General features: G+C 64.4%; 31 protein-coding genes and 1 pseudogene. 13 read left to right on the forward strand and 19 right to left on the reverse strand.

The window, feature by feature from the left end; genetic code table 11:
* Positions 1 to 44: 44 nt before the first annotated feature.
* The 3 genes and pseudogenes from AC0J5J_RS13100 to AC0J5J_RS13110 all read right to left on the reverse strand — a co-directional run bounded on the left by AC0J5J_RS13100 (position 45) and on the right by AC0J5J_RS13110 (position 2,497).
* Positions 45 to 1,397, reverse strand: coding sequence for an MFS transporter (locus tag AC0J5J_RS13100; RefSeq protein ID WP_134424494.1), 1,353 nt, complete (start codon positions 1,395 to 1,397; stop codon positions 45 to 47).
* A gap of 108 nt (positions 1,398 to 1,505) precedes the next feature.
* A pseudogene (locus AC0J5J_RS13105) lies at positions 1,506 to 1,772 on the reverse strand (hypothetical protein); the annotation flags it as partial.
* A 56-nt stretch (positions 1,773 to 1,828) separates the two neighbouring features.
* Positions 1,829 to 2,497 carry a TetR/AcrR family transcriptional regulator C-terminal domain-containing protein gene (locus tag AC0J5J_RS13110; RefSeq protein ID WP_474898407.1) on the reverse strand — a complete coding sequence of 223 codons (669 nt, stop codon included), beginning with the start codon at positions 2,495 to 2,497 and terminating at the stop codon, positions 1,829 to 1,831.
* A gap of 91 nt (positions 2,498 to 2,588) precedes the next feature.
* Here AC0J5J_RS13110 and AC0J5J_RS13115 point away from each other — a divergent pair, with 91 nt between their 5' ends.
* Positions 2,589 to 3,089, forward strand: coding sequence for a DUF6326 family protein (locus tag AC0J5J_RS13115; RefSeq protein WP_474898409.1), 501 nt, complete (start codon positions 2,589 to 2,591; stop codon positions 3,087 to 3,089).
* Positions 3,090 to 3,430: 341 nt separating this feature from the next.
* On the forward strand, positions 3,431 to 3,898 hold the full coding sequence (locus AC0J5J_RS13120; protein ID WP_474898411.1) for an SRPBCC family protein: 468 nt from the start codon (positions 3,431 to 3,433) through the stop codon (positions 3,896 to 3,898).
* Positions 3,899 to 3,972: 74 nt separating this feature from the next.
* Here AC0J5J_RS13120 and AC0J5J_RS13125 read toward each other — a convergent pair whose 3' ends face one another.
* The 3 genes from AC0J5J_RS13125 to AC0J5J_RS13135 all read right to left on the reverse strand — a co-directional run bounded on the left by AC0J5J_RS13125 (position 3,973) and on the right by AC0J5J_RS13135 (position 5,920).
* Positions 3,973 to 4,338 (reverse strand): SdpI family protein, encoded by a 366-nt coding sequence (locus AC0J5J_RS13125; RefSeq protein WP_474898412.1) that lies wholly within the window; start codon positions 4,336 to 4,338, stop codon positions 3,973 to 3,975.
* Positions 4,339 to 4,422: 84 nt separating this feature from the next.
* Positions 4,423 to 5,658: a type II toxin-antitoxin system HipA family toxin gene (locus AC0J5J_RS13130; RefSeq protein ID WP_134422699.1), complete on the reverse strand. Its 1,236-nt coding sequence runs from the start codon at positions 5,656 to 5,658 to the stop codon at positions 4,423 to 4,425.
* A complete protein-coding gene (locus AC0J5J_RS13135; RefSeq protein ID WP_134422697.1) occupies positions 5,651 to 5,920 on the reverse strand; it encodes a helix-turn-helix domain-containing protein in 270 nt (89 codons plus the stop codon). Before AC0J5J_RS13135 ends, AC0J5J_RS13130 begins: the two co-directional genes overlap by 8 nt.
* 240 nt (positions 5,921 to 6,160) lie before the next feature.
* Between AC0J5J_RS13135 and AC0J5J_RS13140 the strand changes: the two genes are divergently transcribed.
* The 3 genes from AC0J5J_RS13140 (at position 6,161) to AC0J5J_RS13150 (ending at position 7,307) form a co-directional block, all read left to right on the forward strand.
* Entirely contained in the window at positions 6,161 to 6,664 is a 504-nt protein-coding gene (locus AC0J5J_RS13140; RefSeq protein ID WP_474900234.1) for a recombinase family protein, read from the forward strand.
* Between the two features lie 134 nt (positions 6,665 to 6,798).
* Positions 6,799 to 7,050, forward strand: a complete 252-nt coding sequence (locus AC0J5J_RS13145; protein ID WP_134422693.1) for a type II toxin-antitoxin system Phd/YefM family antitoxin — start codon at positions 6,799 to 6,801, stop codon at positions 7,048 to 7,050.
* Positions 7,047 to 7,307 (forward strand): Txe/YoeB family addiction module toxin, encoded by a 261-nt coding sequence (locus tag AC0J5J_RS13150; RefSeq protein ID WP_134422691.1) that lies wholly within the window; start codon positions 7,047 to 7,049, stop codon positions 7,305 to 7,307. The genes AC0J5J_RS13145 and AC0J5J_RS13150 overlap by 4 nt, the downstream gene beginning before the upstream one ends.
* A 72-nt stretch (positions 7,308 to 7,379) precedes the next feature.
* On the opposite strand, the gene AC0J5J_RS13155 is transcribed toward AC0J5J_RS13150, so the two are convergent.
* Positions 7,380 to 7,718 (reverse strand): hypothetical protein, encoded by a 339-nt coding sequence (locus AC0J5J_RS13155; RefSeq protein ID WP_134422681.1) that lies wholly within the window; start codon positions 7,716 to 7,718, stop codon positions 7,380 to 7,382.
* Positions 7,718 to 8,188 (reverse strand): prevent-host-death protein, encoded by a 471-nt coding sequence (locus AC0J5J_RS13160; protein WP_134422679.1) that lies wholly within the window; start codon positions 8,186 to 8,188, stop codon positions 7,718 to 7,720. The genes AC0J5J_RS13155 and AC0J5J_RS13160 overlap by 1 nt, the downstream gene beginning before the upstream one ends.
* Positions 8,189 to 8,433: 245 nt before the next feature.
* Between AC0J5J_RS13160 and AC0J5J_RS13165 the strand changes: the two genes are divergently transcribed.
* Complete coding sequence (locus AC0J5J_RS13165; RefSeq protein ID WP_474898414.1) at positions 8,434 to 8,847, forward strand: hypothetical protein; 414 nt, start codon at positions 8,434 to 8,436, stop codon at positions 8,845 to 8,847.
* 567 nt (positions 8,848 to 9,414) lie between these two features.
* On the opposite strand, the gene AC0J5J_RS13170 is transcribed toward AC0J5J_RS13165, so the two are convergent.
* From AC0J5J_RS13170 to AC0J5J_RS13180, 3 genes are all read right to left on the reverse strand, one after another.
* Positions 9,415 to 9,771, reverse strand: coding sequence for a hypothetical protein (locus AC0J5J_RS13170; RefSeq protein ID WP_134425855.1), 357 nt, complete (start codon positions 9,769 to 9,771; stop codon positions 9,415 to 9,417).
* 156 nt (positions 9,772 to 9,927) lie between these two features.
* Complete coding sequence (locus AC0J5J_RS13175; RefSeq protein WP_474898416.1) at positions 9,928 to 10,548, reverse strand: DUF6036 family nucleotidyltransferase; 621 nt, start codon at positions 10,546 to 10,548, stop codon at positions 9,928 to 9,930.
* A complete protein-coding gene (locus AC0J5J_RS13180; RefSeq protein ID WP_474898417.1) occupies positions 10,548 to 11,135 on the reverse strand; it encodes a helix-turn-helix domain-containing protein in 588 nt (195 codons plus the stop codon). The genes AC0J5J_RS13175 and AC0J5J_RS13180 overlap by 1 nt, the downstream gene beginning before the upstream one ends.
* An 86-nt stretch (positions 11,136 to 11,221) precedes the next feature.
* Here AC0J5J_RS13180 and AC0J5J_RS13185 point away from each other — a divergent pair, with 86 nt between their 5' ends.
* Positions 11,222 to 11,806 carry a recombinase family protein gene (locus AC0J5J_RS13185; RefSeq protein WP_474898419.1) on the forward strand — a complete coding sequence of 195 codons (585 nt, stop codon included), beginning with the start codon at positions 11,222 to 11,224 and terminating at the stop codon, positions 11,804 to 11,806.
* A 130-nt stretch (positions 11,807 to 11,936) separates the two neighbouring features.
* On the opposite strand, the gene AC0J5J_RS13190 is transcribed toward AC0J5J_RS13185, so the two are convergent.
* From AC0J5J_RS13190 to AC0J5J_RS13205, 4 genes are all read right to left on the reverse strand, one after another.
* Complete coding sequence (locus tag AC0J5J_RS13190; RefSeq protein ID WP_134415634.1) at positions 11,937 to 12,287, reverse strand: GntR family transcriptional regulator; 351 nt, start codon at positions 12,285 to 12,287, stop codon at positions 11,937 to 11,939.
* Between the two features lies 1 nt (position 12,288).
* Positions 12,289 to 13,188 carry a hypothetical protein gene (locus AC0J5J_RS13195; RefSeq protein ID WP_134425859.1) on the reverse strand — a complete coding sequence of 300 codons (900 nt, stop codon included), beginning with the start codon at positions 13,186 to 13,188 and terminating at the stop codon, positions 12,289 to 12,291.
* Positions 13,189 to 13,377: 189 nt separating this feature from the next.
* The gene (locus AC0J5J_RS13200; RefSeq protein WP_474898421.1) at positions 13,378 to 13,815 is read right to left on the reverse strand and encodes a GNAT family N-acetyltransferase; all 438 of its coding nucleotides are present in this window, start codon (positions 13,813 to 13,815) and stop codon (positions 13,378 to 13,380) included.
* Between the two features lie 88 nt (positions 13,816 to 13,903).
* Positions 13,904 to 14,569 carry a DUF6226 family protein gene (locus AC0J5J_RS13205; RefSeq protein WP_474898422.1) on the reverse strand — a complete coding sequence of 222 codons (666 nt, stop codon included), beginning with the start codon at positions 14,567 to 14,569 and terminating at the stop codon, positions 13,904 to 13,906.
* A gap of 395 nt (positions 14,570 to 14,964) precedes the next feature.
* On the opposite strand from AC0J5J_RS13205, the gene AC0J5J_RS13210 reads away from it, so the two are divergent.
* The gene (locus AC0J5J_RS13210) at positions 14,965 to 15,909 is read left to right on the forward strand and encodes a hypothetical protein (RefSeq protein ID WP_474898424.1); all 945 of its coding nucleotides are present in this window, start codon (positions 14,965 to 14,967) and stop codon (positions 15,907 to 15,909) included.
* Positions 15,906 to 16,442: a hypothetical protein gene (locus AC0J5J_RS13215; protein ID WP_474898426.1), complete on the forward strand. Its 537-nt coding sequence runs from the start codon at positions 15,906 to 15,908 to the stop codon at positions 16,440 to 16,442. The genes AC0J5J_RS13210 and AC0J5J_RS13215 overlap by 4 nt, the downstream gene beginning before the upstream one ends.
* Before the next feature lie 186 nt (positions 16,443 to 16,628).
* On the opposite strand, the gene AC0J5J_RS13220 is transcribed toward AC0J5J_RS13215, so the two are convergent.
* Positions 16,629 to 17,069, reverse strand: a complete 441-nt coding sequence (locus tag AC0J5J_RS13220) for an Rv3235 family protein (RefSeq protein ID WP_241972685.1) — start codon at positions 17,067 to 17,069, stop codon at positions 16,629 to 16,631.
* Between the two features lie 273 nt (positions 17,070 to 17,342).
* On the opposite strand from AC0J5J_RS13220, the gene AC0J5J_RS13225 reads away from it, so the two are divergent.
* Positions 17,343 to 17,972: a hypothetical protein gene (locus AC0J5J_RS13225; RefSeq protein ID WP_474898428.1), complete on the forward strand. Its 630-nt coding sequence runs from the start codon at positions 17,343 to 17,345 to the stop codon at positions 17,970 to 17,972.
* 25 nt (positions 17,973 to 17,997) lie between these two features.
* Here the strand turns inward: AC0J5J_RS13225 and AC0J5J_RS13230 are convergent, their stop codons facing one another.
* On the reverse strand, positions 17,998 to 18,321 hold the full coding sequence (locus AC0J5J_RS13230; RefSeq protein WP_474898429.1) for a helix-turn-helix domain-containing protein: 324 nt from the start codon (positions 18,319 to 18,321) through the stop codon (positions 17,998 to 18,000).
* A gap of 148 nt (positions 18,322 to 18,469) precedes the next feature.
* On the opposite strand from AC0J5J_RS13230, the gene AC0J5J_RS13235 reads away from it, so the two are divergent.
* Together AC0J5J_RS13235 and AC0J5J_RS13240 are read left to right on the forward strand one after the other, a co-directional pair.
* On the forward strand, positions 18,470 to 19,102 hold the full coding sequence (locus AC0J5J_RS13235; RefSeq protein WP_474898431.1) for a hypothetical protein: 633 nt from the start codon (positions 18,470 to 18,472) through the stop codon (positions 19,100 to 19,102).
* 2 nt (positions 19,103 to 19,104) lie between these two features.
* Positions 19,105 to 20,370 carry a CpaE/TadZ family protein gene (locus AC0J5J_RS13240; protein WP_474898433.1) on the forward strand — a complete coding sequence of 422 codons (1,266 nt, stop codon included), beginning with the start codon at positions 19,105 to 19,107 and terminating at the stop codon, positions 20,368 to 20,370.
* 17 nt (positions 20,371 to 20,387) lie between these two features.
* Here AC0J5J_RS13240 and AC0J5J_RS13245 read toward each other — a convergent pair whose 3' ends face one another.
* Both AC0J5J_RS13245 and AC0J5J_RS13250 read right to left on the reverse strand, forming a co-directional pair.
* A complete protein-coding gene (locus AC0J5J_RS13245; protein ID WP_474900235.1) occupies positions 20,388 to 22,082 on the reverse strand; it encodes a DUF5671 domain-containing protein in 1,695 nt (564 codons plus the stop codon).
* Complete coding sequence (locus AC0J5J_RS13250) at positions 22,082 to 22,546, reverse strand: LpqB family beta-propeller domain-containing protein (protein ID WP_134424131.1); 465 nt, start codon at positions 22,544 to 22,546, stop codon at positions 22,082 to 22,084. Before AC0J5J_RS13250 ends, AC0J5J_RS13245 begins: the two co-directional genes overlap by 1 nt.
* Before the next feature lie 76 nt (positions 22,547 to 22,622).
* Here AC0J5J_RS13250 and AC0J5J_RS13255 point away from each other — a divergent pair, with 76 nt between their 5' ends.
* A complete protein-coding gene (locus AC0J5J_RS13255) occupies positions 22,623 to 24,116 on the forward strand; it encodes a sensor histidine kinase (protein ID WP_134424132.1) in 1,494 nt (497 codons plus the stop codon).
* The last annotated feature ends 52 nt before the right edge of the window (positions 24,117 to 24,168 follow it).

Genomic DNA, 24,168 nt, shown 5'->3' on the forward strand with positions numbered 1-24,168 from the left:
GCATTGGTGGCCCCGTGCTCGCCACAACGGTGGAGGCAGCCGGCTCAGTCCTCCAGCGCCTCGCCCCGCTTCTCGGGGAGCCCCAGTGCGCCGAGGGCCGCGACCACGAAGAACAGTGCGAAGACCGTGAACAGTAGAGGGGTCCCGCCCGTCTCGCGCAACACGGGTACGGACAGTGGGGCCACGATTGCGGCGATCCGTCCGACGCCGGCTGCCCAGCCGGCCCCGGTGGCACGGATGCGCGTGGGATACAGCTCCGGGGTCACCGCGTACAGCGCTCCCCACGCACCGAGATTGAAGAAGGAGAGCAGCATTCCCGCACCGATCACCTGGGTGGCATCGCCCGCGGCTCCAAAGAGCGCCGCCGAGACTGCCGAGCCGGCGAGGAACACGGCCAGGGTCCTGCGCCGGCCCCACCGCTCGATGAGGAATGCCGAAGCGGCGTAGCCCGGCAGCTGTGCGACGGTGATGATCAGCGTGTACGCGAAGGAGCGGATGAGTGAGTATCCGGACGCGACCAGAATGGTCGGAAGCCAGATGAAGGCGCCGTAGTACGAGAAGTTCACACAGAACCAGACCAGCCACAGAGCCCCGGTTCGGCGGCGCAGGCCGCGTGACCAGAGTGAGGCGACGCCGGTCCGGGAACCGGACAGGGCCTCGCGTGGAGTTGTTGTCGCGGGTGGTTCAGGATTCTCGGGTCCAGAGGTGATCCCGGCGGACTTTTCGAAGCGTCGGACGGTCGTCTCCGCTTCGAGGAGGCGGCCACGCGACTCGAGGAAGCGAACCGATTCCGGCAGCCGGAGGCGCACGACCACCGCGTAGACGGCCGGAGCCGCACCGACGGCCAGCGCCCAGCGCCATCCGTCAGCCGAAGACGGAACGACCAGGAACCCGATGACGGCGGACAGGGTCCAGCCGATCGCCCAGAACGATTCGAGGATGACGATGACGCGGCCCCGAATGCGAGGCGGCGCGAACTCGCTCACGAGCGTCGAGGCGACGGGAAGCTCTCCGCCGAGCCCGAGCCCCACGACGAATCGCCACGCAATGAGGACGGCTACGGTCTCGGACAAGGCCGACGCTCCTGTCGCCAGACCGTAGACAAGGAGGGTGAGCGCGAAGACTTGGCGTCGGCCGATGCGGTCGGCTAGCAAACCGCCGAGAACCGCCCCAATGGCCATGCCGATGAATCCGGCGGATGCGATCCAGGACAGTTCCATATCGGTGGCAGACCATTGCACCGCCAGTTGTGCAAGGACGAAGGAGATGAGTCCAACGTCCATCGCATCCAGTGCCCAGCCCACGCCGGAGCCCACGAGCACACTGCGGTGCTCCCGGGTGAACGGGAGCGCGTCCAGGCGCTCGGATCGACTGGCAGGTGCCCGAACGTCGGCCATCAGATTTCCAATTCAGCGTTGGCGGCACGGCGGTGAGTTGAGTGATGCGTCACCGGTTATTCGAACCCTATTACACGCCGTGCTCTCGCATCCCACGCCAAGGGCCTGTCAGCTGTAGTCAGCGGTGACTGTCCGTGCGCTACCGTCGAGGTGAATTCGTCCGCCGTACGGCAGGATCCACTGTGGGCGGGTGTGGCCGAAGGGCACGCCGACACAGACCACTGCCTCCGGGGTGGCAGTCGGTCTGCCATCGCCATCTGGTCGACGACTTCAATGCAACCGCCCCAGGTGCGACCGTCGACCTCGCGTTCCGGCTGACAACCAATCGAGGCCGAAGTCCTCCAACTCTCCGGGCTCCACAACGTGGCCGCCATCGGGCATGTCCCCTTGCTCGTCTCCACACACCCGTGGCTCGCTTCGTTGCGGATGCGCTAACGCTCGCGTAGCGCGGGGCCCGCGTCGGCGACCCGACGTTCCAGGCTCTCCAGCAGCAGTTCCAAGCCGTAGTCGAACTCGTCCGCGAACGCGTAACCGCCATCGCCGAACAGCTCGGCGCGCGAGCGCGCAATGTGCGGATACAGCTCCGCCGGCGCCGCGACCGTGACGGCGAACGCCTCCTCGGCGCCATCCCCCGGTTCAAACGGCAGGCTCGTCTCGGTCAGCGCGAACCCGTACACGTAGGCGTCGATGGCGGAGAACGCGTGTATCGCGAGCGCGACGCTGAAGCCGTCGGTCATCAGCACGCCCAGTAACCGGTCGTGGTGCTGCAGCAGTGCCGGGCCGGGGTGAGGGCGCGATTCCATCATCCCCAGCGCCCACGGATGAGCCGTGAGCACCGACCGCGCTGATCGTGCCCGGGCGGTCAGCGCCTCCCGCCAGGTTCCACCGACCTCGGGCAGCTCGATCCTCTCGAACACCCAGTCGGCAAGGTCGTCGAGCAGCGCTTCCTTGCCTGGCACGTGATGGTAGAGCGACATCGCCTCAACGCCGAGCACCTTCGCGACACTGCGCATGCTCACAGCCGCAACACCCGCGCGGTCGGCTACCGCTGCGGCCGCGCCGATAACCCTGTCCCTGCTCAGCGGTGTGCGCGGCGTCATCCACCCATCCTTGCGCACTTACGCTCGTAAGGCTACTCTGGCGATCAGTCCTTACAGTCGTAAGTTCTTCTAAAAACCTGGGAGGTCCGCCATGTCCAGAACCAGTACCATCCGAACGAATACCCCGAACCGGCTCGTCAGCTCGCCGATCCCCGTGCAGGCGAAGCTCGCAGCGGCCTGGACCAGCCTCATGTTCCTCGTCATCTACATCGACTACTTCCACCTCTACCAGCCCGGCGAAATCGACGTAATCCGGGGTGGCGTCATCTTCGACTTCGATATCAGCGGGACATTGATGTCTATCTTCTTCGTGATCATCGCGATCCCGGCCCTGATGGTGGTGCTCTCCATGACGCTGCCCACCCGGGTGAACCGTGCCGCGAACCTCGTCGTGGCAACGCTGTACATCCCCGTCATGGTGTTCAACGCGGCAGGGGCGTCCTGGGACTGGGCCTTCTACTACGGCCTCACCATCGGAGTCGAGGTGCTGATCCTGGCCTTCATCCTGCGCTCCGCCTGGACCTGGCCTCGAACCCCCGCCGTGGGTCCGGTGTCGCGTGGGGGCTCACTGGCAGCAGAAACTCTTGATTGAGGTCTACCAGCGCTGGTAAGTCATGACCAAGTCGCCTTTTCTCACAGCGAACCTCGTCAGCGGACTTGCCGGGGCCGACCACAGTGCCGTGAGTGACGCCGGCTGGGTTCGGCAGCTGAATGGTGAAGGGCTGGTCCCAGGATCCTCGTCTCCACAGGATGTCTGGGAGCCTGCGCCCACGGCGCGGTCGCCGCCGTGGCGGGCCGCGACGGAAGCACCGGAATGACCGGGCCGGCTGTCTGGCTGGGCGGTATGGACCAACCCGACGCCCATCGATGGGCCGGCTGACGACGTCCCACCCGCAGGAGGTGCCGATAGCCGGACGAACTAGGCTAGCGAGCATGACGGTCGAACAGGTTGAGCAAGGACCGCGCCGAGTCGCGCGCGCTGTGGACGTGCCGGCTTCGTCCGACGACGTCTTCGCGTTGGTGGCTGATCCGCACCGCCACGGTGAGCTGGACGGCTCGGGCACCGTCGGCGACACGGTGTCGGGGCCGCGGCGGCTCAGCCAGGGCGCACAATTCTCGGTAGCGATGAAGCAGTTCGGCGTCCGGTATCGCATCAGCAGCACGGTGACGCGCTTCGAGGACGGTCAGCTTGTGGAATGGCGTAGCCCAGCGGGCCACCGGTGGCGCTGGGAACTCACGCCGCTCACGCCCACGTCTACGCGCGTCACTGAGACGTTCGACTACAGCACCGTCCCCGCCGTACAGGGCAAGGTCTTCGAGTTGCTCGGAGTTCCTCGGAAGAACGCCGCCGGCATCGAAGCCACCCTGCGCCAACTCGCGTTGCGTTACGCCCGCGCTTGACGTGACGGTGCTCACATCCCGACTGAACGCCGATAGCCGAATCCGCCGGACCGGGTGCACAGGTTGTTCCCGTGCTAGTCACCGTCGGCGAGAGCGCGTGCGGCGCGGCTGCCTACCGAGGCGCCGTAGAGCGCGAAGGTGAGCATCCCCGCGGCACCGATGAGGATCGATGTGAGCACAATCGGCATGGGGACGGGGAGGACGGAGGGCACGGCGGAGGCAATCGAGCAGAAGCCCGCCCATTGTGTTGGCCGTTTCGCCGCCACATGTGCGGCGAGCCACGCACTGTCGCTTGCCATGGTCACGGGAAGGCGTATGCCGGCGAGCTGATTGCGTCCAAGACGTCCGCTGGCTGCAGCCTGCGCCATCCACAGCATAAGAATGCCGCTGCCAACCACGGTAACGAATAACACCACTCTGACAATCGCCTCTTCGCCCATAGTTTCACTCTATGTATGATCTGCGTCCGGGCGGAATTCGCAGTACTGCAGATGCCGGTGGCCTACCTTCCTGGCGGGGTTCACCTAGTTGGTACCGGTTGGCCGTCCGTCAAGCAGATTTCTGGTGAACATGGCAATGTCGTCCCGAAGCCCGGCGTATGCGTTCTCGACGGGGCTCTCCGAGCGGACGAACGTGTCCACAGCCTCCAGGGCTGAGGTGATGATCGCGCGAGGTGACCGCACTTTCCATGACTGACCTTCCGCGATGAGATCCTCGATAGTGATTGCAGCGTGCACATACTTCCGGTTGATGGCCAGCGCCATTTTTCCGTCGCTGTCGAGGTGAGTTTGCGGCACAACATCGTATGCCGGGGTAATTCTTGTGCTGCCGTCATGCAGGTGGAGCATGCTGATGTTCTTGCCGTGCATATCGAGGTTGCCCACAGCCTGCGAGACGGTAAGGAGTCTAAGGAGCTGGTCAACGGAGGCCCGGTCGCCGTTGCGCCCCAAGACATCAGCTACTCGCTTGAGTGAGATTTTCCCACCGAACTCCTGGTATTTCTCGTTCTTCGATGCGCCCAGGGCTTGGTTCATATCTTCCTGGTGGATGCGTCCCTGCGGCGCGTCAGGTGACCTGTCGTACCGCTCGATCACGAGGCCGCGGACCCCGCTGAAGTCTTCGATCCATGTATCGAATGTGGTGAGGCCAGCGGCTTTGGCCGCACGGAAGCCGTACTCCTCGTCGAACGTGATGCTCGGATAGCGGATGGACGGCGGCTTGATGATGTGAGTGGACGGATAGCCCTCGAGAACTTGGAACCAGTGACTCTCCTTCCGCGCTAGAACGATCTTGTCTTGCACGCCGGCCAGCGAAGTCCGGCCGGACTTCGGCCGGTTTCCGAGAGGGGCGGCCTGCGTGTTGGCGAGCATCCGGCCAACCCCGGCCGCGTCCACCTGGGCCAGGTCAGGCTTGCGTGGCTCGCCCGGCGCATCCGGGTCATAGATCTGAACGGCACCAGCGACGTCTCGACCGAACTGGGCCAGCAGCGGGATGACGTCATCAGTGGAGACTCTGATCTCAGCGGCGAGATTGTCGAGAGCGGTGCCCTCGGGAAGGAGCTCGGCGAAGAAATTGCGGCGGCGCGCGGCCCTGCTGCGGTTGGCGATGAGGTCGAATGGAACCGACTCGGAGAGAATCGTGCTGCCTAGCCCAAATGTTTCGATGGCGTTCTTCGTCGCGATGAAATCAAAGGTGCGACGCTCGGCGCCGACCAGGTGCCCCACCAGCTCGCCGTAGAGTTCCACGCGCAGGTCAGCCATTGGTGTTTTCCGCGTTGTCGTGGAGGGGCTCATTCAGCGAGTTGTCGATCTCCATGTACATCCGGACGCCGGTTTCCCGCATGATCGCGAAAATGCGTTCGAGGATGATCGTGTTCTTGCCCGATTCCAAACCCCAGATGTATTTCTGGTCGGTTTCGAGTCTGTCGGCCAGTTCGCGCTGCGTCAGGCCGCTGACAAGGCGGCCTTGCTGCAGCATCCGACCTAGAGCTTCGGCGCTTTTCACTTCTCCGCGTGCTGTCATGACAGTTTCCTCCTGACGGTCTTGTTCCCTTCACATTATTTGACGTTTTTATTGCCGTCAAGTTATTCGATGGTCTTATTGCCGTCAACGTGCGATTTCCTTGTAGGGGCTGGAGAATTCTGGTTGACGGGTCCGCCCGTCAAGGTGAATTCTGCCGTCATGAATGAATTTCTGATTGGGTACGCGCGCGTATCCACAAATGAGCAAGACCTCACCGCCCAACAAAACGCCTTGGAATGACTGGGCGTTAGACCGAACCTGATCTACACCGACCATGGCCTTACGGGAACAAACCGCGCGCGGCCTGGGCTGCGCGAAGCCCTCGCGGCCTGCAGAAGTGGGGACACGCTCGTGGTGGCCAAACTAGATCGTCTGGCCAGGTCGCTGCGAGATGCAAAAGACATTGTCGATGAACTGACCGCCAAGGAAGTCAAGCTCAGCATCGGCGGCTCCGTGCATGACCCCACTGATCCGGTCGGCCGGCTTCTCTTCAACGTCCTGGCCATGGTCGCGGAATTCGAGTCGGACCTCATCCGTGCTCGAACGCGAGAGGGGATGCAGGTGGCGAAAGCGAAAGGCCGTTTGCGCGGAAAGCCACCGAAGCTCTCCCCAGCCCAGCAGAAGCATCTGATGGAGGTATATAACGCTGGTACGCACACAACGGCAGAGCTTGCCGAGCTCTTCAATGTCGCCCGCTCCACCATCTACCGAACCATTCAGCGCCAACACCGAGCCAATGGCTAACAGGAAGGAAGGTTCGCGCTGCAGGACGGTTTGTCCTGCGACGCGAACCTTTACGCGACGATGCTGGAGCTGTGGGTGCATCTTGTAGTCGAAACCAATGTGACGTACAATTTTCTGTACGTGAAGGGATCCCAATGCGTACCATGACATATTCAGAATCCCGGGCGAAGTACGCCGAGACGCTCTCAGCAGTGGTGAATGACCGAGAAGAAGTTGTTATCACTCGTGCAGGACACGAACCCGTGGTCATCGTCTCGCTCGACGACTACGAGTCGCTCAAGGAAACTGCCTATCTGCTGAAGAGCCCCGCGAACGCGCGCCGCCTCCTCGGATCGATCGATCGGCTCGAGGCCGGCCACGGCACGCAGCACGACCTTGACGAATGAAGTTGATCTGGGACGAGGATGCCTGGGACGACTACTGCTGGTGGCAGACTCAGGACCGCAAGATCCTCAAGCGCATCAATACGCTCCTGAGCGACGTTATTCGCAACGGCAATGAAGGCATCGGAAAACCCGAAACCCTCAAGCACGGCTTCCAAGGGTATTGGTCACGTCGGATCACAGACGAACATCGCCTGATCTACAAGGTCGAGAACGACGAAGTCCGTATCGCCGGATGTCGATACCACTACGGGCGCTAGCGCAGGCTTGTTGGCGGAACCTTCAACGGGCGAGATCGCAAACAGCTCGAGGCCGCTAGCGATCGCTCACGCCTACTTCGTTTGGTTCGGGTGCCTCGTGAACACGTTGACGATCTTCACTGTTTTGCCCTCGATGTAGAACCAAATGCGTGCACCCCCAGAGAGTTCGTACTGCCATTGATCGTGTTCGACGCCGTCACGAACAATAGTTGCGAGTTGGCCCTTGAGCTGGTGGCATTTGGGGTCCGACTGGTTCGGGGCCTTGGTGAGCCGGTCCCAGGCGTCTGCGGCTGAGCTTTTCTGGGTAGCGACGATGTCGCGCCATCCAGTCACGGCTTGACTCGTCACATGCTCGATGGCGAATTCTGATGATTTGAGGGGGCGAGCGACGGGCCCCTTCTTTGGGGCCATTAGGCGCGGGGCTTCTTGACCGCCACAGGTTCACGGAGCCAATCCGGTTCTTCCTGTCCCCAGTTGGCAGCAACAGCCTCCGCGGTGTTCTGCCACGCCTTGATCTCAGTGAGTATCCGCCCCGGCTGATTCACAACGAATGCACCGCGAGCCGTGTCGATGATGTCCTGTGCGCAGGTTCGCTGGTCCTGAACGCTGAGTAGCTTGATCCAGGGAAACGGTCGGGCGAGGCGATCCTCTAGCGTGCCACTGTCATCCAGTGACACGGCGATCAGCTGTGCGGCGACCTCGAGGATCCGTTCATGGGCAGCCGTTTCACGTTTCGTGGTGAGAACCAACGTTTCGCCATCGCGCCGAGTGACCTCGACGGGTGCTTCCTCAGCGGCAGCGAAGACCGCTGCAGAATTACGGGACAGTTCCGACGATTGCACAACGCGTCGTTCTGCAGGGGTGAGTGTTATTGGCGCCATGAATCGAGTCTATTCCGAATGTGTTCTGAATTCAACGTCAGCCGGTCGGACGACTGGGTGCGTCTCAGAGTTCATGTCCCAGCGCCCGGAGCCGAACCCTCTGCGAGACCTGTGTCGGCGATTCGGCGGCGACTTCGGATGGGGCCAGGCTACTGGGGTGTCGGGAGCGTGGTTGTCCAATCAGTTCCTGAAACCGCTGCCGTCAGCGGTGCACCGGATGGCAAGATGTGGTCAGGGGGTATGACATGATCACGCGCTGCTTCTTCACGGGGCTCACTATCGCAGCATCCGCCGCACTTCTGGTCGGTTGCGTTCCACAGTCAGACCACATCAGTGCTCTCGACCGCGAACAAGCTTCCGCTGATCAGCTACCTGCGATCGTGTACGCCGACAGTTGGAGTGACATTGACGCCAGCACTACTCGGCTCCTGTTGCAGCAAAACGGGAACAAGTACTTCGCAGCGAGACCCGCTTCGAGCGAGGGTTTCTGCATGATCATGTACGCGTCGGATGAAGTGTGGACAAGCTCGTGTGCTGGCGGGCTGCCGATGGAGCTGGCCATTCAAGGGCATGGCTCTGCCCAGCTCGTTGCAGATTCAAGGACTTTGGCAACTGACGAGTGGGTGAAGGCGGCGGATAACCTCTACATCGGGAAATAGAGTCATGGCAGCGGTGCTCTGACAGAGTTAACGGCACCCCATTTGATTCGCATCGGTGTTTCCAGGCCAACCCTGTGCGGTCGCTTCCCGCGACTTGAGGAGCAAGTCCCGGCGTGCGCATTGGGATGTGGTTGCATGGCCAAATGATAACGAGGGGATGGGCGGCTACCGCGTTGTGCGGGCTGGCCATCTTCATGGCATTGCCGCCAGCTGCGGCGATTTACGCGGTCCGAGATCCAAGCTATTCGTGCCTTGTGGACGCACTCCCGGCGTCTCGCGAGAGCGTAGACCCCGGACAGCCGATCGTTGGTCGGATCACGTTGATCCCGCTGGGGCTGCAGTGCGAATTCACGTCCATGACCGGACGGGCGATGACCTTGAAACCCGATGTGGTGTTGACCGTTATGCTCGCCACTTCAGCTGCTTCCGTTCTCGCGGCTGGCTTGGTGCTGGTCCAGGGGAGTAGCCGTCGGCGAGTCCTTCTGGATGCAGAGAGACGCCGGGAGAGTGCTAGCGAAACGGACTAGGGCTGGGTGCGCCCACGGACCGCGAAACGAAGCTCGAACGCTAACCGAGTGCGAAGCCGGAACGGGTGAGAGTCCATAGAGGCGCGACGACGGCAGCCACGACAAGCACGATCAAAAGGACCCGCAATGCTTTTTCGCGGCGTCTGGGTTGAAGTACCGCGCCGGTGACCAGCAGCGCCACAAACAGGGCAACGAGGAGGGCGCTGCCAAGAAGTGCGGGACCCGAGCGTGCATCAGGAGCGCAGCTTGCCGGAGCGGGGTAAATCGCGGGGCAAATAGTGGGTAGCGATTGGGCTACCCAGATCAACAGAATAGAGACGACGGCGATCACGGCAGCCGGCAGCGTCCAGCGCAACGAAGCTCGCGCCATAGCCGGTTCATCCGGTTTGCTCTTCATGGGCTCAGAGTAACGGGGAATTACGCTGGCCCGTGGTTCGTGAAAGCTGGACAAAAATTTGCCCGCAAGAGGGACCCTCGTGGGGCACAGAATTGGCCGCCATGGCTTCGAGTCGGCGTTGGCAGCTGAAGGCCATTTGGGAACCGCGGAGCTCCCCTATTCTGCGGGACCCGACTGTTGTTGAGGTGCTCGATGTGAGGTGCGCGTACCTAGGAGGGGAGGGGGCGGCGATGCTGGGACTGCGGGGATCCCCTGCTTGAAGATGGGTTCGAGGAGGCGCAGTGCTTTGTCTGGGAGCCCGTCTCCCGGGAAGAAGTCATTCAGCAATTCCTCGGCCGCACTGAGTTCACGAACATCGCAGATCGCGAGCAGGTTGGCGATGTCCTGCACGTCGCGCCCCGGGCGTGATGCGTTGAGCTTCATAGCGAGCAGTGCCCGGGGCGAGGCCACTTCCACCGTGATGTCCTCGTTCGCGTAGAGGACCTCCCAGCCAAGGTCAGCCCCGTAGGACGGTAGAAACATTGTGGCGTTGCTGTTGAGCCAGTCCTGCGGCCAGCCGTTCTCGTTGGCGACTTCAACTGCTGCCTTCAAGATAGGTTGCTCTGGCTGCAGGTGCGCATCGACATCTGCGGTTGTGCGGCGGTCGAAGTACCGAAGAGCGAGTGCAGCTCCTCCAACGATTCGGATGCCTGCAGGCTGGCCGGCCGCGCGGAGTTTGGCGATAACCGCGTTGATGCCGCGGATAAGGTCGTCGCGGTCGAGTTGATCTCCTGGCATTAGACGCTTTCCAGGGTTTCGGCTTCAATCAGGATGCCGCGGCGGAGGAACTCGACGGGTACTCGCGTCGGGTCTGCCGGGATGTCGTAGTCGCTTGTGCGCGGTGCCCAGGGGCCGTCAGGGTGTCCAATTTGCCTGGTGACCCAATCCGGAACGGGCAGGGCGTCTGCTTTGAGCCGGTATTCGCAAATCGCGGCGATCGCGGCGTCCCATCGCTCGGACCCGGTGGGGGACGGCTCGCTCAACGCGAGTCCGACTCGGGTGGCTCCGCGTTCTGAAGCGAGGTTGTCGGCGAGTTGGAGGAATCGCCGGAACGCCGAGACTTCATCTGATCTATTGATTGCGTCGCCGATCTCCGAGGCGATGCTGGCAGCATCGCTGCGTACCGTCGGGACTGTGACAATCGTGTGGCGGGTCGCTCGCAACAGTGCCTCGAGTGTGGCGACCGTCGGTTCGCGCTTGCCGTGTTCAATCAGGGAGAGCGACGAGCCGGCGATCCCTGAGCGAATCGCGAGCTGGCTTTGCGTGAGTCCGCTCGCAGCCCTGGCGGAACGAGCAAGAACACCTGCTGTCATGCCAATCACCACCTTTTACTAAGTAGTAAAAGCATACCAGTCCCGATCTCAATGGAGAACCGTTGACGGCCCTGTAGGTCGAGGTGAAGTGTGCCGTCATGGATGAACTACTGGTCGGGTACGCGCGCGTATCCACAAATGAGCAAGACCATACCGCCCAACAAAACGCCTTGGAACGACTGGGCGTTAGATCGAATCTGATCTACACCGATCTTGGCTTGACGGGAACCAACCGTGCGAGGCCGGGATTACGAGAAGCGCTAGCTGCCTGCAGGAGCGGGGACACACTCGTGGTGGCCAAACTCGATCGTCTGGTCAGGTCGCTCCGGGATGCGAAAGACATCGTCGATGAGCTGACCGCCAGGGGAGTGAAGCTCAGCATCGGCGGCTCCGTGCATGATCCGAATGATCCAGTCGGCCGGCTCCTCATCAACGTCCTCGCCATGGTCGCGGAATTCGAGTCAGATCTCATCCGTGCTCGAACGAAAGAGGGCATGCAAGTGGCGAAAGCAAATGGCCGGTTGCGCGGAAAACCACCAAAGCTGTCCCCGGCGCAACAGAAGCACTTGATGGAGGTCTACAACGCTGGTACCCGCACAACGGCCGAGCTTGCTGAACTCTTCAACGTTGCCCGCTCCACCATCTATCGAACCATCCAGCGCCAACACCGAGGCAGTAGCTAGCGGTCGAGTTCGCGTTGTAGGACGGACTGTCCTGCAAGGCGAACCCTCAGCGGGAGATGGTTTGCATCAGTGCGTCCAGTGTGAGGAATGCGTTGTCGGTCGTCTTTGGGATTGAACGCCGCTGGAGTTGCTAGTTTGGCCAGACCACCCGCAGCAGGCGAATGGCTTCATCCAGGGAAACGCCCTCAGACGTGCTGATGACTGATAGGTGACGAGCCGCTTCGATTACGGGTCGAGGAGTGGGACTGGCCTTCGCGCTGACGCGTGTGCTGCCACCCGCACGTGCTTCAACGTAACCATCCGTTTCCAGCGCCCGATATGCCTTGGCAACGGTCCCTGGTGCGACGCCGAGGTCACGTGCGAGTTGCCGCACGGAAGGAAGCTTTTCGCTGGCGCCCATTCGCCCTGCCGCTATCAATCCACTGATCTGTTCGCGGATCTGATCAGCGGGTGGCGTCGACCCCCGGAGTTCGATCTCCATGTCAGGAGACGCTCACTCGTCTACGCGCGGGACGCCGCACACTGCTGAGCGCGATCTCGAACCAGCAAGCGAAGCCGAGCACAGATACCGCCCCGCCTAGCATCCAGAGCAGCGGGCCGAACGCAGCAAACGGCGCGATGATCGGGATGATGTCCTCGCCCTGAAATACTCCGACATTGCTTGTCCCGGTATAGGCAAGGAAGGTCAGTACAGCGCCAAGATGCACGAGAAGACCCCCGGCAAAGACACCCATCACGTTCCGCGTTCGTTCCCTCCGAATTGCGGTGTCGTGGTGCGTGTCGGCAGCCAGCGGCGGATGAGCGATCACTCTCAGCGTGAATGCCGCGGCTCCAGCAAACAGCGCAATGGCGATAAGGCTCGGGAGTGAGTAGTACCAGCCATAAATCAGGATGCGAATCTCAGCCGCACCAGAATCCATCGCGAACATGCGGTAACGGCCGACATCGTCCGGGCTAGATGCAAATCCGGCCGCAACACTGAGTATGACGACTATCCCCATGAGTGCGCCGGCGAAGACGGGCCACCTGCCTCCCGCGAAGCTGAAGGCAGTCCGCCGCGCGAGCTGCGCAGACCCTCTCGACCGGCGGCCGAGCAACGGCAGCATCAACACGAGAACGCCCGCGAGACCGGAGATGAGCGGAACCACGTACCGCCAATCGCCTGGTACCCAAGTCAGCGGCAAAGGAGAAGTCACTGCTGAGTAAGCGGTATTCCCGCTCAACTCGACGATCAGAGCACCGAAAAGTGCGATACCGACGCCGACCAGAGTGAAACCGCGTACCTTCCAAGGCGAGCCAGCCGCGCCTCTCGGGGGGCGAAGGCCGACCCACAACACGGCAAGGACAAGCCCGCCAATTGGAGCTATCGTCACTGCGAGCATTTCCACTCCTCGAGCCGTATCATTCGATTGATACAGCTGACTGTACCACCCACCTGCTACGGCGCGTCAAGGGTGACGCATGAGGAACCCTTACCGTGCAGACTTGGTCGTCTGGACGGCAGTCAACAGACCGGCGCGGGCTCCGGGTCTGGCCTTATCTGAACCTTTGAAAAGCGGAGCCTCCGAGCGCTACGGGCGGCGCAGGAGAAAGTGTGTCGCTGTCTCTCCGAAGGGGGTGAATCCTTCGCGCTCATAGAGTCGCTTCGCGTCTCGGTTCACCCGGTGGACCTGCAGCAAAGTACCGTGCCCCTGGCTGGCCGCTTGATGAGCGACTAGTCCTAGCGCCGCTGATCCAACGCCCTGGTTTTGCGCGCTGGGCGCCACTTCGATGAGTTCCAGCCAAGTGTCTTGATCCCTGGTGCCGAGATATACAGCGCCGACGCTCTTGCCGTCCGTTTCAAGGATTCGGATGTCGTGTTCGCTGACGAGCGAGGCAAAGAATCCGATCTGTTGCTCGTGATCCCAGGGCCCGTAGGCCTGTTCAACGAGGGCGCGATGCGCGCTCTCGTGAAGATCGAATAGCCAGGAGTGATCGGTGGAGGTGGCCTGCCGCATGGTGATCTTCATACGGAATGCTTGCACAGCGTCGCGATCCGCCGCGGTAGGCGCACAGCAACGCAAGAGGAACCCTCACCGGCACGGCAGGCTCGGGCGATCAGCCGATAGCGTCGGCTAGGCCCTTTGGAAGCAATGGCCAGGGGGACCACTGACCTGCAGGCGGTACCGCGGTTCGCGCGGACTTGACCCGGTCCTCTGGCAGGTCCTCGGTGCGGCTGCGTCCGGATCGCATCCCGACCCCTGGCTCCTCGAGCCGGCACTCAATCCAGTCGCCCAGCCCGGGATCGAACCGCTCAGAATAACCGCCTGACACGACGGTTCGCGTGGTCCATTCGAGCTCTTCCACCAGATTCAGGACATCGTCGTCACAGGCATCACAGCCGCACACCGGGAAGTGGAAGTCGTTGAGCGAACCCGCGTGAAGGTAGACGCCCGGGAACGGCGTAAGGACAAATGTCAGCGGTGCCGCTGTCGGGTTTCGAGGCACGACCCGTACTGCACGGACGACCTCATTTGGCATGTGGAGAAGATCTGCAGCGGCGTTTGGGGCTTCGTCGACGGCAACGTCGAACGTGGTCTGCAGCCACTCGATCAGTGCGTCAGCGACGTCGTGCAACCGCGCAAACCGCTGCAGATTACTAACACGGGAATACGCGTCTTCGGGCGGAGACGCTCCTCCCCATCGATTGCCGTAGTCAATCGGACGGCCCTGCTCATCCCGGTAGATCTCCACCGGGAACGTGGGGCGTCGGTACTCTGTCATGTTCACAAACTATCCGTCCAGGGTTCTGTTCACCGAGAAGTTCGTCGGCCCGCAATCGGGCATCTATCGATGCTCGTTTTTTGTGAGCTGGGGAGTGCCTTGGTGCTCGCACTCAGGGATCGCAGAGGAACCCTTTGCGGGTCATGGCTCTGGGACCATCGTGTTTGAGTCGCTGACGTCGAACGCCGCGAGCCGCATTGTCGAGGGGGAAGGCTGCTTGGCTACCCCGCGTTCTGGGACGTACTCCCGTTGACCGTCTGCGATACGGTTCGAAAGAAATGAGTCCAGATACGGAACGTCCCAGTCCGAGGCCGATCGGCGATGGTGCCGTTTCGATACCGCCCCTGCGCGTGGATCGTGTCGTCCGCGGTCAGGTGTCCGGGCCGGTGCCGTGGGTGATGGTGAGCAGGGACCGGGTGTGGGCCTGGGATCAGACGGTTGGTCTGGTCCGGGTGCCCTTGATTGGACGCGAAGGCCGTCAGGACTTCGACTGGGACTGCCTCACCCCGGACGGACGCTACCTGTACTACCTGTCGTACGATCTCGCCGGCCTCGATCGCGAAGACTCCGAACCCGGAAGCACCAGTCGCTCGGCCCACGATCGCGTGACTTATGACCTGGTGACCGGCCAGTGGCAATCAGGTCCGTCATGGAACGGTGACAACTCGTTCCTCGGGTCGTACCCGCGGGTGAGTGAGGGGCAGCGACTCGCCGTCTACCGGATCAACCAGCAGGGAGAGAATCTAGCGAACTATCTCAATGGTCGCTATGTGGTGCACCGCGGCGACGAGGTCATCGAATTGCCCCTCGATGATCGTTTCGCCTATTGCCTCGATGGCATTCCAGCCCAGTTCTCGCCGACCGGCGAAAAAGTGGCCATCACCCACCCCACCCCGGGCGGACGGCGCAGCTCCTCGGTTGTGGACATTGAGACCGGACAGGTGACCAAGTACGAGGGTTTGGGCGTGTCGACTTGTGGCGCCTGGAGCCCGTCCTCGTCCCGGTTGCTGCTGCGCGGTCTACATGACCTGCTCCCCAGCGTCGTCGACCAGGGGACGGGCAGCATCCGCTCGTTGGAGAAGCTTGTCTTCGCTGACCCGGCCTGGCGCTACTGTGGCCCTCTGGTGTCGGGCTGGTTGGACGAGACGCGGGTGCTGATCAGCGGGCGGTTCGGCCGGCGGGTCACGATGGCCACACTCGATGTGGACACAGGCGAGCGGGTCGACCTGCTCGACCTGCCGCGGCCGCCCGGGCGCGAAGGGACCGGCATACGCTACGCGCCCGCCTTCGCTCAGGCCAACCCCGACCTGGTCGGGCCCGCCCGGGACGGCACGGCGTGAGCGTTCAACTTGTCGACGACGAACACATCCGGGTGCTGGTCTGGGCGGCACTTCGGCCCCACCACGACGGCCCGCTCATCTGGAGCGTCGACCGGGCCGGCAGCCGGCACCGCCACCAGCTCGTCGCGGAGAACGCCGCCCAGGTCGGCGCGATGCTGCACGACCAGAACGTCGCCGCCTACCAGGAGCGCTACGGCGACGATGATGACGACTTCGACGAGGACGTGGACGAGGACGGTGAGGTCGAGGGGGTCGAGCGGCCGTATCTGCACGCCGCCCCGCGGCACACCGGCTGGACGCCGATCGACCTGTTCAAAGCGATCGAGTTCTACGTCTACCAGTCCTTCCACGACGAAGACCACGACGACAGTGCATCCGTCGAGGCCCTGCAGTTCTGCGGCGCCCTGAGCCGCCGCCTCGGACCCGATCTCCCGGGCTGGGGCGACCCGACCTTCCCCGCCACGCTCATGAACACGGCCGAGTGGAACGCCAGCCCCTGGGGCATCGAGACCGAGACGAGGCCGTCCTCCTGACTCCAAGCCAGACCCGGCTGCGCAGTCTCACTCGAGGGACCTCCTACGGACACTTCTCCGCGATCATGCGGGTGTGCAACCTGCTCGGGTCGGAAATTCGCATAGAACCCGCCCGATAGAAAATCGCGCTCACGGGTGTCAAACGGGACACCCCGTCCGGCGACTCCAGGCGGTCCATGCCGGTCACTACAACACGTTGATGGCGCTTGCCCGCCAGCGTTGGTCCATGCCTTCGAGACGAAGCGCAACCGCACGCACGCGCACCTTGCTGTGAACTATCACCACCGCCTCAATCACGCCGTCCCGAGGCTCGGTCATTGTTACGCGGCCGATCGTGATGGCCGGCCGTTGGGCGCGCTGGCCCTTGACGGCACGGGCCCGCGCCGATAATACGACCCGTTTGAGTAGGTGCCGGTAAACGTCGTCGCTGACCCAGCGGGCGAGCTGGTCGAGTTCGCGCGCGCCGGCGAGGACTTCAATGACGCAACGGGTGAGGTTTATCAGCAGCGGCTCCGGATCTGGCAACTGCTCCCGCGTGCTCGGCTGATGGCCGAAGAAGTCGTCTTCGACGAACTTGTCGCCCCGTGACCGGGGCCCGCGGGCCGGGTTTGCGGCTGGATCGCTCATGACTCCTCCGAGGTGCGTGAATCCGGTCATTCCGGCTCTATCGCCGGGGCAACCGGTTGGTTCAAGGGTTCGGCTGGTTCAAGTTCGGGTGGTCCCGGGCTCGGACGGTTCGCAGTTGTGATGGACCCGGTGCCCGTGGGACCTGATGCACCCCCTAGGCGGGGGGTGTCAGCGTGAACGACACTCAACCAGCCGAGAACGGCGGTGTCGAGTGCTTTTAAGGCCTGTGGATAACCCGGGCGGCGTGACGGTGGAAAAAGCTAACTTCGGGATGTGCGCTGGGACAATCTGTTCGACGACCTCGAGGGGCAGCTCGAACACGAGCTGAATGCAGAGGAGATCGATCTGCGCGCTGAGGAGGAACGGCTGCGGCTGGGGCGGTTGTCGCTGCGAAACCGGTTGACCAGTCTCGTGCAAACGCCTGCCGGACCGGCACGCGGCGCTGCTGCGGGAGTGCGCAGTGACACTGGCGTGCTGCGGATTGTTCTCGCGATGGGGGAGACCATCACTGTTCGGCCGACCACCTTCGGGCGGGACTGGTTGGCGGGAGACCTGCTGGATTCCGGTGCGGCCGGGTCCCAGTGCGTGCTTCCACTCGCTGCCATTGCCGGGGTCGTGCTGCGGCGCGAGGAGGTCTCGGGATCGCTCGGCATCGAACCGGAGTCGGCCGCCAGAGTCGTGGACCGCATCGGCTTGGCCTTCGTGCTGAGAGATCTGTGCCGGCGGCGCGCAAGCGTGGAAGTGCACACCCGGGCCGGCGTGCTATCCGGCACCATCGACCGGGTGGGTCGGGATCACGTCGATCTGGCCCTGCACGCGGCCGGCACACTGCGCCGCGAGGCGGAGGTGCGCAACTACCGCATCGTGCCCGTGGCCGAGATCCAACTCGTGCGTCTGCCCTGATCGGTGCAGGGCGGCCGATTTCGTGTCACTCGTCGGGACGGATGATGGTGCCGCCGGACAGCTCCGGGATATTCGCGAAATCGGACTGCTCCCACAGCGACAGGCGCCGGGCCTCCTCGTACTTCGCTTCGATGAAGGATTCAAGCACGACGCGCTCGACCCTCCAGACGCTGACAGCCGTCGAACCTGTCGCGGTGGCCCTCGCGCTGTGGGTGCCGAGCCGGATGGCCGGCAACTCACCGGTACGCACCAGTTCCAGCACCTGGGCCGTCGTCAGCGCCAGAATCACGGCGGTGTCGGCGAGGGTGAGGAACCGACCCACGCCGGAGAGTGCCTCGGAATCGTTCATGGATCGATTATCCGTCCCCGAGCGTCCCGACATCCGGTGGAGGCGCGGCTGTGGATAACTTTCCCGCGTAGGGGGCGGAGACGACGACGATGGACTCCGGACACGAGGCAGCACGGATTTTGAGACAGCACCGGGGAGGCAGGGGATTGTGAAGAGACCCGCGAAGAGCACGCGCCGCAGTTTTTGGTTCGACCCTCGATTCGCGATCGGGTTGGGCCTGGTCGTCGCCGCGGTCGGGGGCGTCTACCTGATCGTGTCCGCCAGCGACCAGAGCACTGCCGTGTTCGCCGCCCGCTCTGCGCTCGCCGTGGGGGATCGAGTCCAGGCCGACGACCTCGTGGCCACCCAGGTGCGCCTGGACGGGACTGGTGACCTGTATGTGACCCCCGACCGGTTGCCTGACGACGGGCTCGTAGTCACGCGCACCATCGCGGCCGGTGAGCTCGTGCCGGTGTCTGCGGTCGGCCGTACCTCGGGCACGGAGACCACAAGCGTGGTCGTGGAGCTGACCAGCGCTCTTGCCGCGAACATCGGGCCCGGCACTGTGGTGGACCTCTGGGCCGCTCGGAAAACCGACCAGAACGCCTACGGACCCCCGACCGTTCTCGTCGGCCAGGCCTCGGTCGTGCTTCTGGTCGAACCCACCGGGCTGACGGTGGGAACCGGCATCCGATCGCTGGAGCTCCTGGTGCCCAAGGACAACGTCGCCGAGGTGCTGGAGTCCATCGCGAATCGCGACGCCCTCGCCGTCGTGCCCGTCAACGAGCCCCTGGAGCAGTAGCCGTGGCCACCCTCGCCCTGGCTCTCGACCGGAACACGGAAGACCGCCTGCTGATCGACATCATCGAGCAGGGGCATGTAATCGTCGCGCGCGCGGCGACCGCGGCCGAGGTGATCTTGGCCTTGCGGCAGAGCGCTCCGGAGTTTGTGCTCGTCGGGGCCGGCCGCAGCACGCTCACGGCTGAGCTGATTGCTGCCTGCGATGCGCACGGCGCACGGGTGATCGCGCTCGCCGCCAACGATCAGGAACGGCGGAACGCGGCCGACCTCGGGCTGTTCGACGTGGTGGACGCCGCCGCGGCCTGGGCCGAGACCGAGGCGTTGATCAGCAGTGGAGTCGCGATTCCGCTACGGGTCGGCGACCCCGGGGGAACGTCCGGCGCCAAGCGGCGGGCGAGTGTCATCGCTGTCTGGGGGCCTGCGGGCGCTCCGGGCCGCACCACCCTGGCGATCAACATCGCGGCGGAGATCGCCGCCGCCGGGCACACGGTCGCGCTGGCGGACATCGACACCTACAGCGGGTCTGTCGCGCCAACTCTGGGGATGCTCGATGAGGCACCCGGCTTCGCCGCCGCGTGCCGGCTGGCGGGTTCGGGCAGCCTCACCCGGCCGGAATTCGAGCGCATCGCGCAGCGCTACAACTCACCACAGGGCGCTTTCTGGGTACTCACCGGCATCGGGCGCCCGTCGCGCTGGCCCGAGCTTTCCGCCGATCGGGTGACGCGCACCATCGACGCGCTCCGCAACTGGGTCGACTACGTCGTGCTCGACACCGGCTTCAACCTCGAGAGCGATGAGGAGATCTCCAGTGACCTCTTCGCGCCGCGCCGCAACGCGGCCACCCTCGCCGCACTCGGCTGCGCCGACCATGTGGTCGCCTGCGGGCTGGCCGACCCGGTCGGCATGGCCCGGTTCCTTCGTGCCTGGGTGGACCTGGCTGACGTGGTCACGACCGACCAGGTCAGCGTCGTCATGAACCGGGTTCGCACCAGCGCCGTCGGGCTCGACCCGAACGGGCAGGTCGTGTCGGCGCTGCGACGCTTCGGCGGGATCGAGTCGCCGATCCTGGTGCCTCAGGACCAGCAGGCGACGGATGCTGCGGTCGTCGCCGGGCGCACACTGCGGGACACGGCACCGAAGTCGCCGGCGCGCATCAGCATCCGTCGCTTCGTTCGCACCGAACTGCTGCCGGTGCCGGCCCCGGCGGCCGGGCGCCGTCGGAAGGAATCGAGATGGCGCCGGCCCGTCGTCGACCCCCTGGCAACCTGAGACGCAGATCTACGGCCTCACTCCTGAAGCGGGATCACCTCTACCCGGTCACCGGGGCCGGTGACCACCAGCACGCGTTTGCCGGTCACCCCCTGGAGAGCCTGGCCGAGCTGGTCCGCCGACACCGATGATCCTGCCGCGTCGGAGCGCCGCAGTACGGAAACGGATGCGCCGGTCACCTCGTGGATCGACTGGATGAGGGGTTGCGGTTCCGCATCGGTGACCAGGATCACCCGGGCGATGGTGCGTGCCGGCTGGGGAGCCTCACCGAGGGTGGAACGGTCGCGGCGCCAGACGGCGAAGTGGTAGCCGGCGGCCAGGCCGGTGGCCACCAGCAGCCCCAGCGGGGCCCGCACCCGATCGACCAGGCTGCCGCCGGTGACGTCGGCCAGGGCGAATTCGAACAGACGGTAACCGATCACGAGAAGCGTCACGATAGCCACGACAGCGCTCACGCCGAACACCAGAATGAGGTACACGCGTCGGCCGGTGGAGCGGACCTCCGCCGGTTCGACGGGCAGGGCCGGTCGCCACGCCGCCCACCAGACCGGACCGCCGACCACCAGCGCGCTGATCCCGCCGAGTAGCAGGGTGCGGGTGTCCGACCCGGCGAGCGGCGCGATGGTCGCGGCGAGGATCGCATTGACGACGACACCCAGCCCGGATGCCGCGGCGACCAGTCCCAAGCCGGAGGTCACCAGCTTCGAGGCCAGCTTCGTGGCCTCCGACCGGCGCCGTACGAGGGTGCGGTGGTACCGCCAGACCAGTGCGCCAATGGTCGCGGCGGAGAGACCGAAACCCAGGAGATCAAGGAGATCGTTGATCGGGTCGGTGCGGTCGACGGCCAGCCGGAGGAGCACGAACAACACGGTTCCGGACCCGACCAGAGTCAGAACGGCCGCCCCGGCGACACCGACGGCCACAAGCGCCAGTTCGGCGAGGCCGCCGCGGATGTCGCGAGCCGCGCCCCGAATCCAGTGCCACCACCAGATCAGGCTGCCGCCACCGCACCAGATGAGTGCCTGAAAGGTCAACGTCCACCATGGCTCGCCCAGAGTGAGGCTCGAGGCGAGGGCGTCGAGAGCGGCATCGAGAAGAGAGCTGAGGGCCGCGACGGCGCCGCCGACCGCGATCACGAGACCGAAGACAGTGGCGAGCACCGGGGCGACGCTGCGGAGTTGGGTCGGGCTCTTCTGCGGGTGCCGGGACATCCAGAGGTGCCAGACCCAGACCCCGGCCCAAACCACTCCGGTGGCGATGAGGCGGGGTTGCCAGTCGTCGCGCACGAGCACAGCCGCCGCGGTGAGCAGGGCGACCGAGAAGGTGACGAGCGAGACGGTGTACATGGCGGCCAGGTAGAGCCCCCACGCGATCGACGATCGTTCCGTGCTGTCCATCCGCCGCCACAGCACCCACCAGAGCACCGCGGCGAAAGGACCGGCGATCAGGGTGAAGGCGAGTGAGCGGGCGAGCCCGGTCACGTCACCGGAGACGAGTTCGTTGCCGGAGTCGAGGAGGCGCCCGAGCAGACCGCTCAGCCCGATGGCCGCGATCACGACCAGAGCGAAGAGCAGAATGAACACGATCACCCGGCGCGCCGTGGGCTGGGCTGTGCCCTCCCCGTGCGGGGAGGACCTGCGCACGGCGACCACGATCCCGGCGATGCCCGCTCCGATCACCAGAACGGCGACCAGCAGCACGACGCTGACCATCACGAGCCCGACTTCGGGTTCGGGCAGATGGCGAGCTCATAGGGAGCGTCGTCGATCAGCCAGATGCCGTTGTCGGTCACCAGGTCGAAGACGCCCTCGGTCTCATATTCGTCGGCGCCGAAGGGGCCGCTGCCGTAGGAGGTGATGATGGACACCTTCACGTCTGCGGACTCGGCCCGCTCGGTCGTCGAGATGAGGGTGACCCGGATGTTGTCGGTCGGCCCCCGATCGAAGTCCTCGCAGTCCGCGAACGCGCCCGCGGTGAGGTACTCGCCCGCTGCCTGCTCATCGCCGTCGATGACGGCGGCGGAATACGCCTGGACGACGCCTTCCGGGGTGCCCGCATCCAGTTGCTCGGGTTCTCCGGCGGTGAAGACGACGACCAGGGCGATGACGACCAGGGCCCCGATCACGGACAGGAGGACAACCAGCGTCCGATCGGGCTTTCCGCTTACTGTGCTCATCTGCTCAGCATGGCCCAATCCGTGAGACGGCACCACAAGGACGGTGGCGCGCGTCCGGGGGACCTAGGCTATTGCTGTGTCGACGCTCAGTAATCTCGTACTTGCCCAGGGCCGCAGCAGCGCCGAGGATGTGGACTGGCTCCACATGCTCGTCGCGGACGGCCAGCTCCTGGCCGACCTCGCTTTCGCCGACATCGTCGTGTGGGTGCCCAGCAGCACCGGTAGCTTCGTGGCCGTGGCCCACGCGCGTCCCTCGAGTGCCGCGACACTGTTCTACCGGGACTTCGTCGGTCAGACCATCAAGGTCGAATGGCGCCAGCAGGTTACCGAGGCCTACGAGACGGCGAAGATCGTCGACACCACGGCCCCCGACTGGTACGAGGAGACCCCCACCCGGGTGCGGGCCATCCCGGTGCGGCGGCGGCTCAGCTCCACCGGCTCGAAAATCTCGGACACCCCGGTCGCGGTGCTCACCCGGCACACCAACCTGAGCGAGGCACGCACGCCGAGCCGCCAGGAACTCACCTTCAACGACTGCGCCAACGACCTCTTCGCCATGATCGCGTCCGGCGACTTCCCCGATCTGGGCGCACCCACCGGCCCGCGGCGCGGTGCCCCGCGCGCCTCGGACGGGCTCATCCGGCTCGACGTCGACGGCGTCACCACCTTCGCCAGCCCGAACGCCCTGTCCGCCTTCAACCGGATGGGATTCGCCGACGAACTCGAGGGTGAGTCACTGGCCGAGGTGACCACCAGCCTGCTCACCGGGACGGCGGTCGTCGACGAGACCCTGCCGCTCGTGGTCACGGGCCGGGCGCCGTGGCGCACCGACGTCGAGGCGCGAGGGGTCACAGTCTCGCTGCGCGCCATCCCGATTCGTAATCGGGGCGAACGGATCGGGGCCATCGTGCTCTGCCGGGACGTCACGGAGTTGCGGCACCAGGAGCGTGAGCTGATCACGAAGGATGCCACCATCCGCGAGATTCACCACCGGGTGAAGAACAACCTGCAGACGGTCGCCTCCCTGCTGCGGATCCAGGCTCGCCGCACGCACTCCGACACCGCCCGGGAGGCCCTCAACCAGGCCATGCGGCGCGTGGCCGCCATCGCCGTCGTGCACGACACGCTGTCCGAGGGGCTCAGTCAGAAGGTGGACTTCGACGTGGTCTTCGACCGTGTGCTGCTGCTGATCATGGAGGTGGCGAGCGCTCACAACACCACCGCGCATCCGAAATCATCCGGCAGTTTCGGGATCCTGCCCAGCTCCTACGCAACGCCGCTCGCCCTCGCTCTGACCGAGCTTGTGACCAACGCCGTCGAGCACGGTCTGGCCGGACGTGAGGGGGAGGTGTCGATCGAGGCCGAGCGCAACGAGGAGACCCTCACTGTGCGTGTGCGCGACAACGGCACCGGCCTTCCGGAGGGCAAGGTCGGGTCAGGTCTGGGAACCCAGATCGTGCGCACCCTGATCCAGGGTGAACTCAGCGGCAGCATCGACTGGCACACCATGATGGGCAGCGGCACCGAAGTGACGATCGAGATCCCGCTGCGCTACATGCGCGAGGCGTAGCCGGCCGCTGGTCCTCAATACCCCGAGACACGGAAAAGGCCCGGCTGGTCGG

This window comes from Cryobacterium sp. TS_SC_7, from assembly GCF_056156285.1.

Bases quoted from the DNA above. Each gene is read 5' to 3' on its own strand.
- AC0J5J_RS13100 (WP_134424494.1), bottom strand. From the start codon at position 1,397: ATGGCCGACGTTCGGGCACCTGCCAGTCGATCCGAGCGCCTGGACGCG.
- AC0J5J_RS13110 (WP_474898407.1), bottom strand. From the start codon at position 2,497: ATGACGCCGCGCACACCGCTGAGCAGGGACAGGGTTATCGGCGCGGCC.
- AC0J5J_RS13115 (WP_474898409.1), top strand. From the start codon at position 2,589: ATGTCCAGAACCAGTACCATCCGAACGAATACCCCGAACCGGCTCGTC.
- AC0J5J_RS13120 (WP_474898411.1), top strand. From the start codon at position 3,431: ATGACGGTCGAACAGGTTGAGCAAGGACCGCGCCGAGTCGCGCGCGCT.
- AC0J5J_RS13125 (WP_474898412.1), bottom strand. From the start codon at position 4,338: ATGGGCGAAGAGGCGATTGTCAGAGTGGTGTTATTCGTTACCGTGGTT.
- AC0J5J_RS13130 (WP_134422699.1), bottom strand. From the start codon at position 5,658: ATGGCTGACCTGCGCGTGGAACTCTACGGCGAGCTGGTGGGGCACCTG.
- AC0J5J_RS13135 (WP_134422697.1), bottom strand. From the start codon at position 5,920: ATGACAGCACGCGGAGAAGTGAAAAGCGCCGAAGCTCTAGGTCGGATG.
- AC0J5J_RS13145 (WP_134422693.1), top strand. From the start codon at position 6,799: ATGCGTACCATGACATATTCAGAATCCCGGGCGAAGTACGCCGAGACG.
- AC0J5J_RS13150 (WP_134422691.1), top strand. From the start codon at position 7,047: ATGAAGTTGATCTGGGACGAGGATGCCTGGGACGACTACTGCTGGTGG.
- AC0J5J_RS13155 (WP_134422681.1), bottom strand. From the start codon at position 7,718: ATGGCCCCAAAGAAGGGGCCCGTCGCTCGCCCCCTCAAATCATCAGAA.
- AC0J5J_RS13160 (WP_134422679.1), bottom strand. From the start codon at position 8,188: ATGGCGCCAATAACACTCACCCCTGCAGAACGACGCGTTGTGCAATCG.
- AC0J5J_RS13165 (WP_474898414.1), top strand. From the start codon at position 8,434: ATGATCACGCGCTGCTTCTTCACGGGGCTCACTATCGCAGCATCCGCC.
- AC0J5J_RS13170 (WP_134425855.1), bottom strand. From the start codon at position 9,771: ATGAAGAGCAAACCGGATGAACCGGCTATGGCGCGAGCTTCGTTGCGC.
- AC0J5J_RS13175 (WP_474898416.1), bottom strand. From the start codon at position 10,548: ATGCCAGGAGATCAACTCGACCGCGACGACCTTATCCGCGGCATCAAC.
- AC0J5J_RS13185 (WP_474898419.1), top strand. From the start codon at position 11,222: ATGGATGAACTACTGGTCGGGTACGCGCGCGTATCCACAAATGAGCAA.
- AC0J5J_RS13190 (WP_134415634.1), bottom strand. From the start codon at position 12,287: ATGGAGATCGAACTCCGGGGGTCGACGCCACCCGCTGATCAGATCCGC.
- AC0J5J_RS13195 (WP_134425859.1), bottom strand. From the start codon at position 13,188: ATGCTCGCAGTGACGATAGCTCCAATTGGCGGGCTTGTCCTTGCCGTG.
- AC0J5J_RS13200 (WP_474898421.1), bottom strand. From the start codon at position 13,815: ATGAAGATCACCATGCGGCAGGCCACCTCCACCGATCACTCCTGGCTA.
- AC0J5J_RS13205 (WP_474898422.1), bottom strand. From the start codon at position 14,569: ATGACAGAGTACCGACGCCCCACGTTCCCGGTGGAGATCTACCGGGAT.
- AC0J5J_RS13220 (WP_241972685.1), bottom strand. From the start codon at position 17,069: ATGAGCGATCCAGCCGCAAACCCGGCCCGCGGGCCCCGGTCACGGGGC.
- AC0J5J_RS13230 (WP_474898429.1), bottom strand. From the start codon at position 18,321: ATGAACGATTCCGAGGCACTCTCCGGCGTGGGTCGGTTCCTCACCCTC.
- AC0J5J_RS13245 (WP_474900235.1), bottom strand. From the start codon at position 22,082: ATGGTCAGCGTCGTGCTGCTGGTCGCCGTTCTGGTGATCGGAGCGGGC.
- AC0J5J_RS13250 (WP_134424131.1), bottom strand. From the start codon at position 22,546: ATGAGCACAGTAAGCGGAAAGCCCGATCGGACGCTGGTTGTCCTCCTG.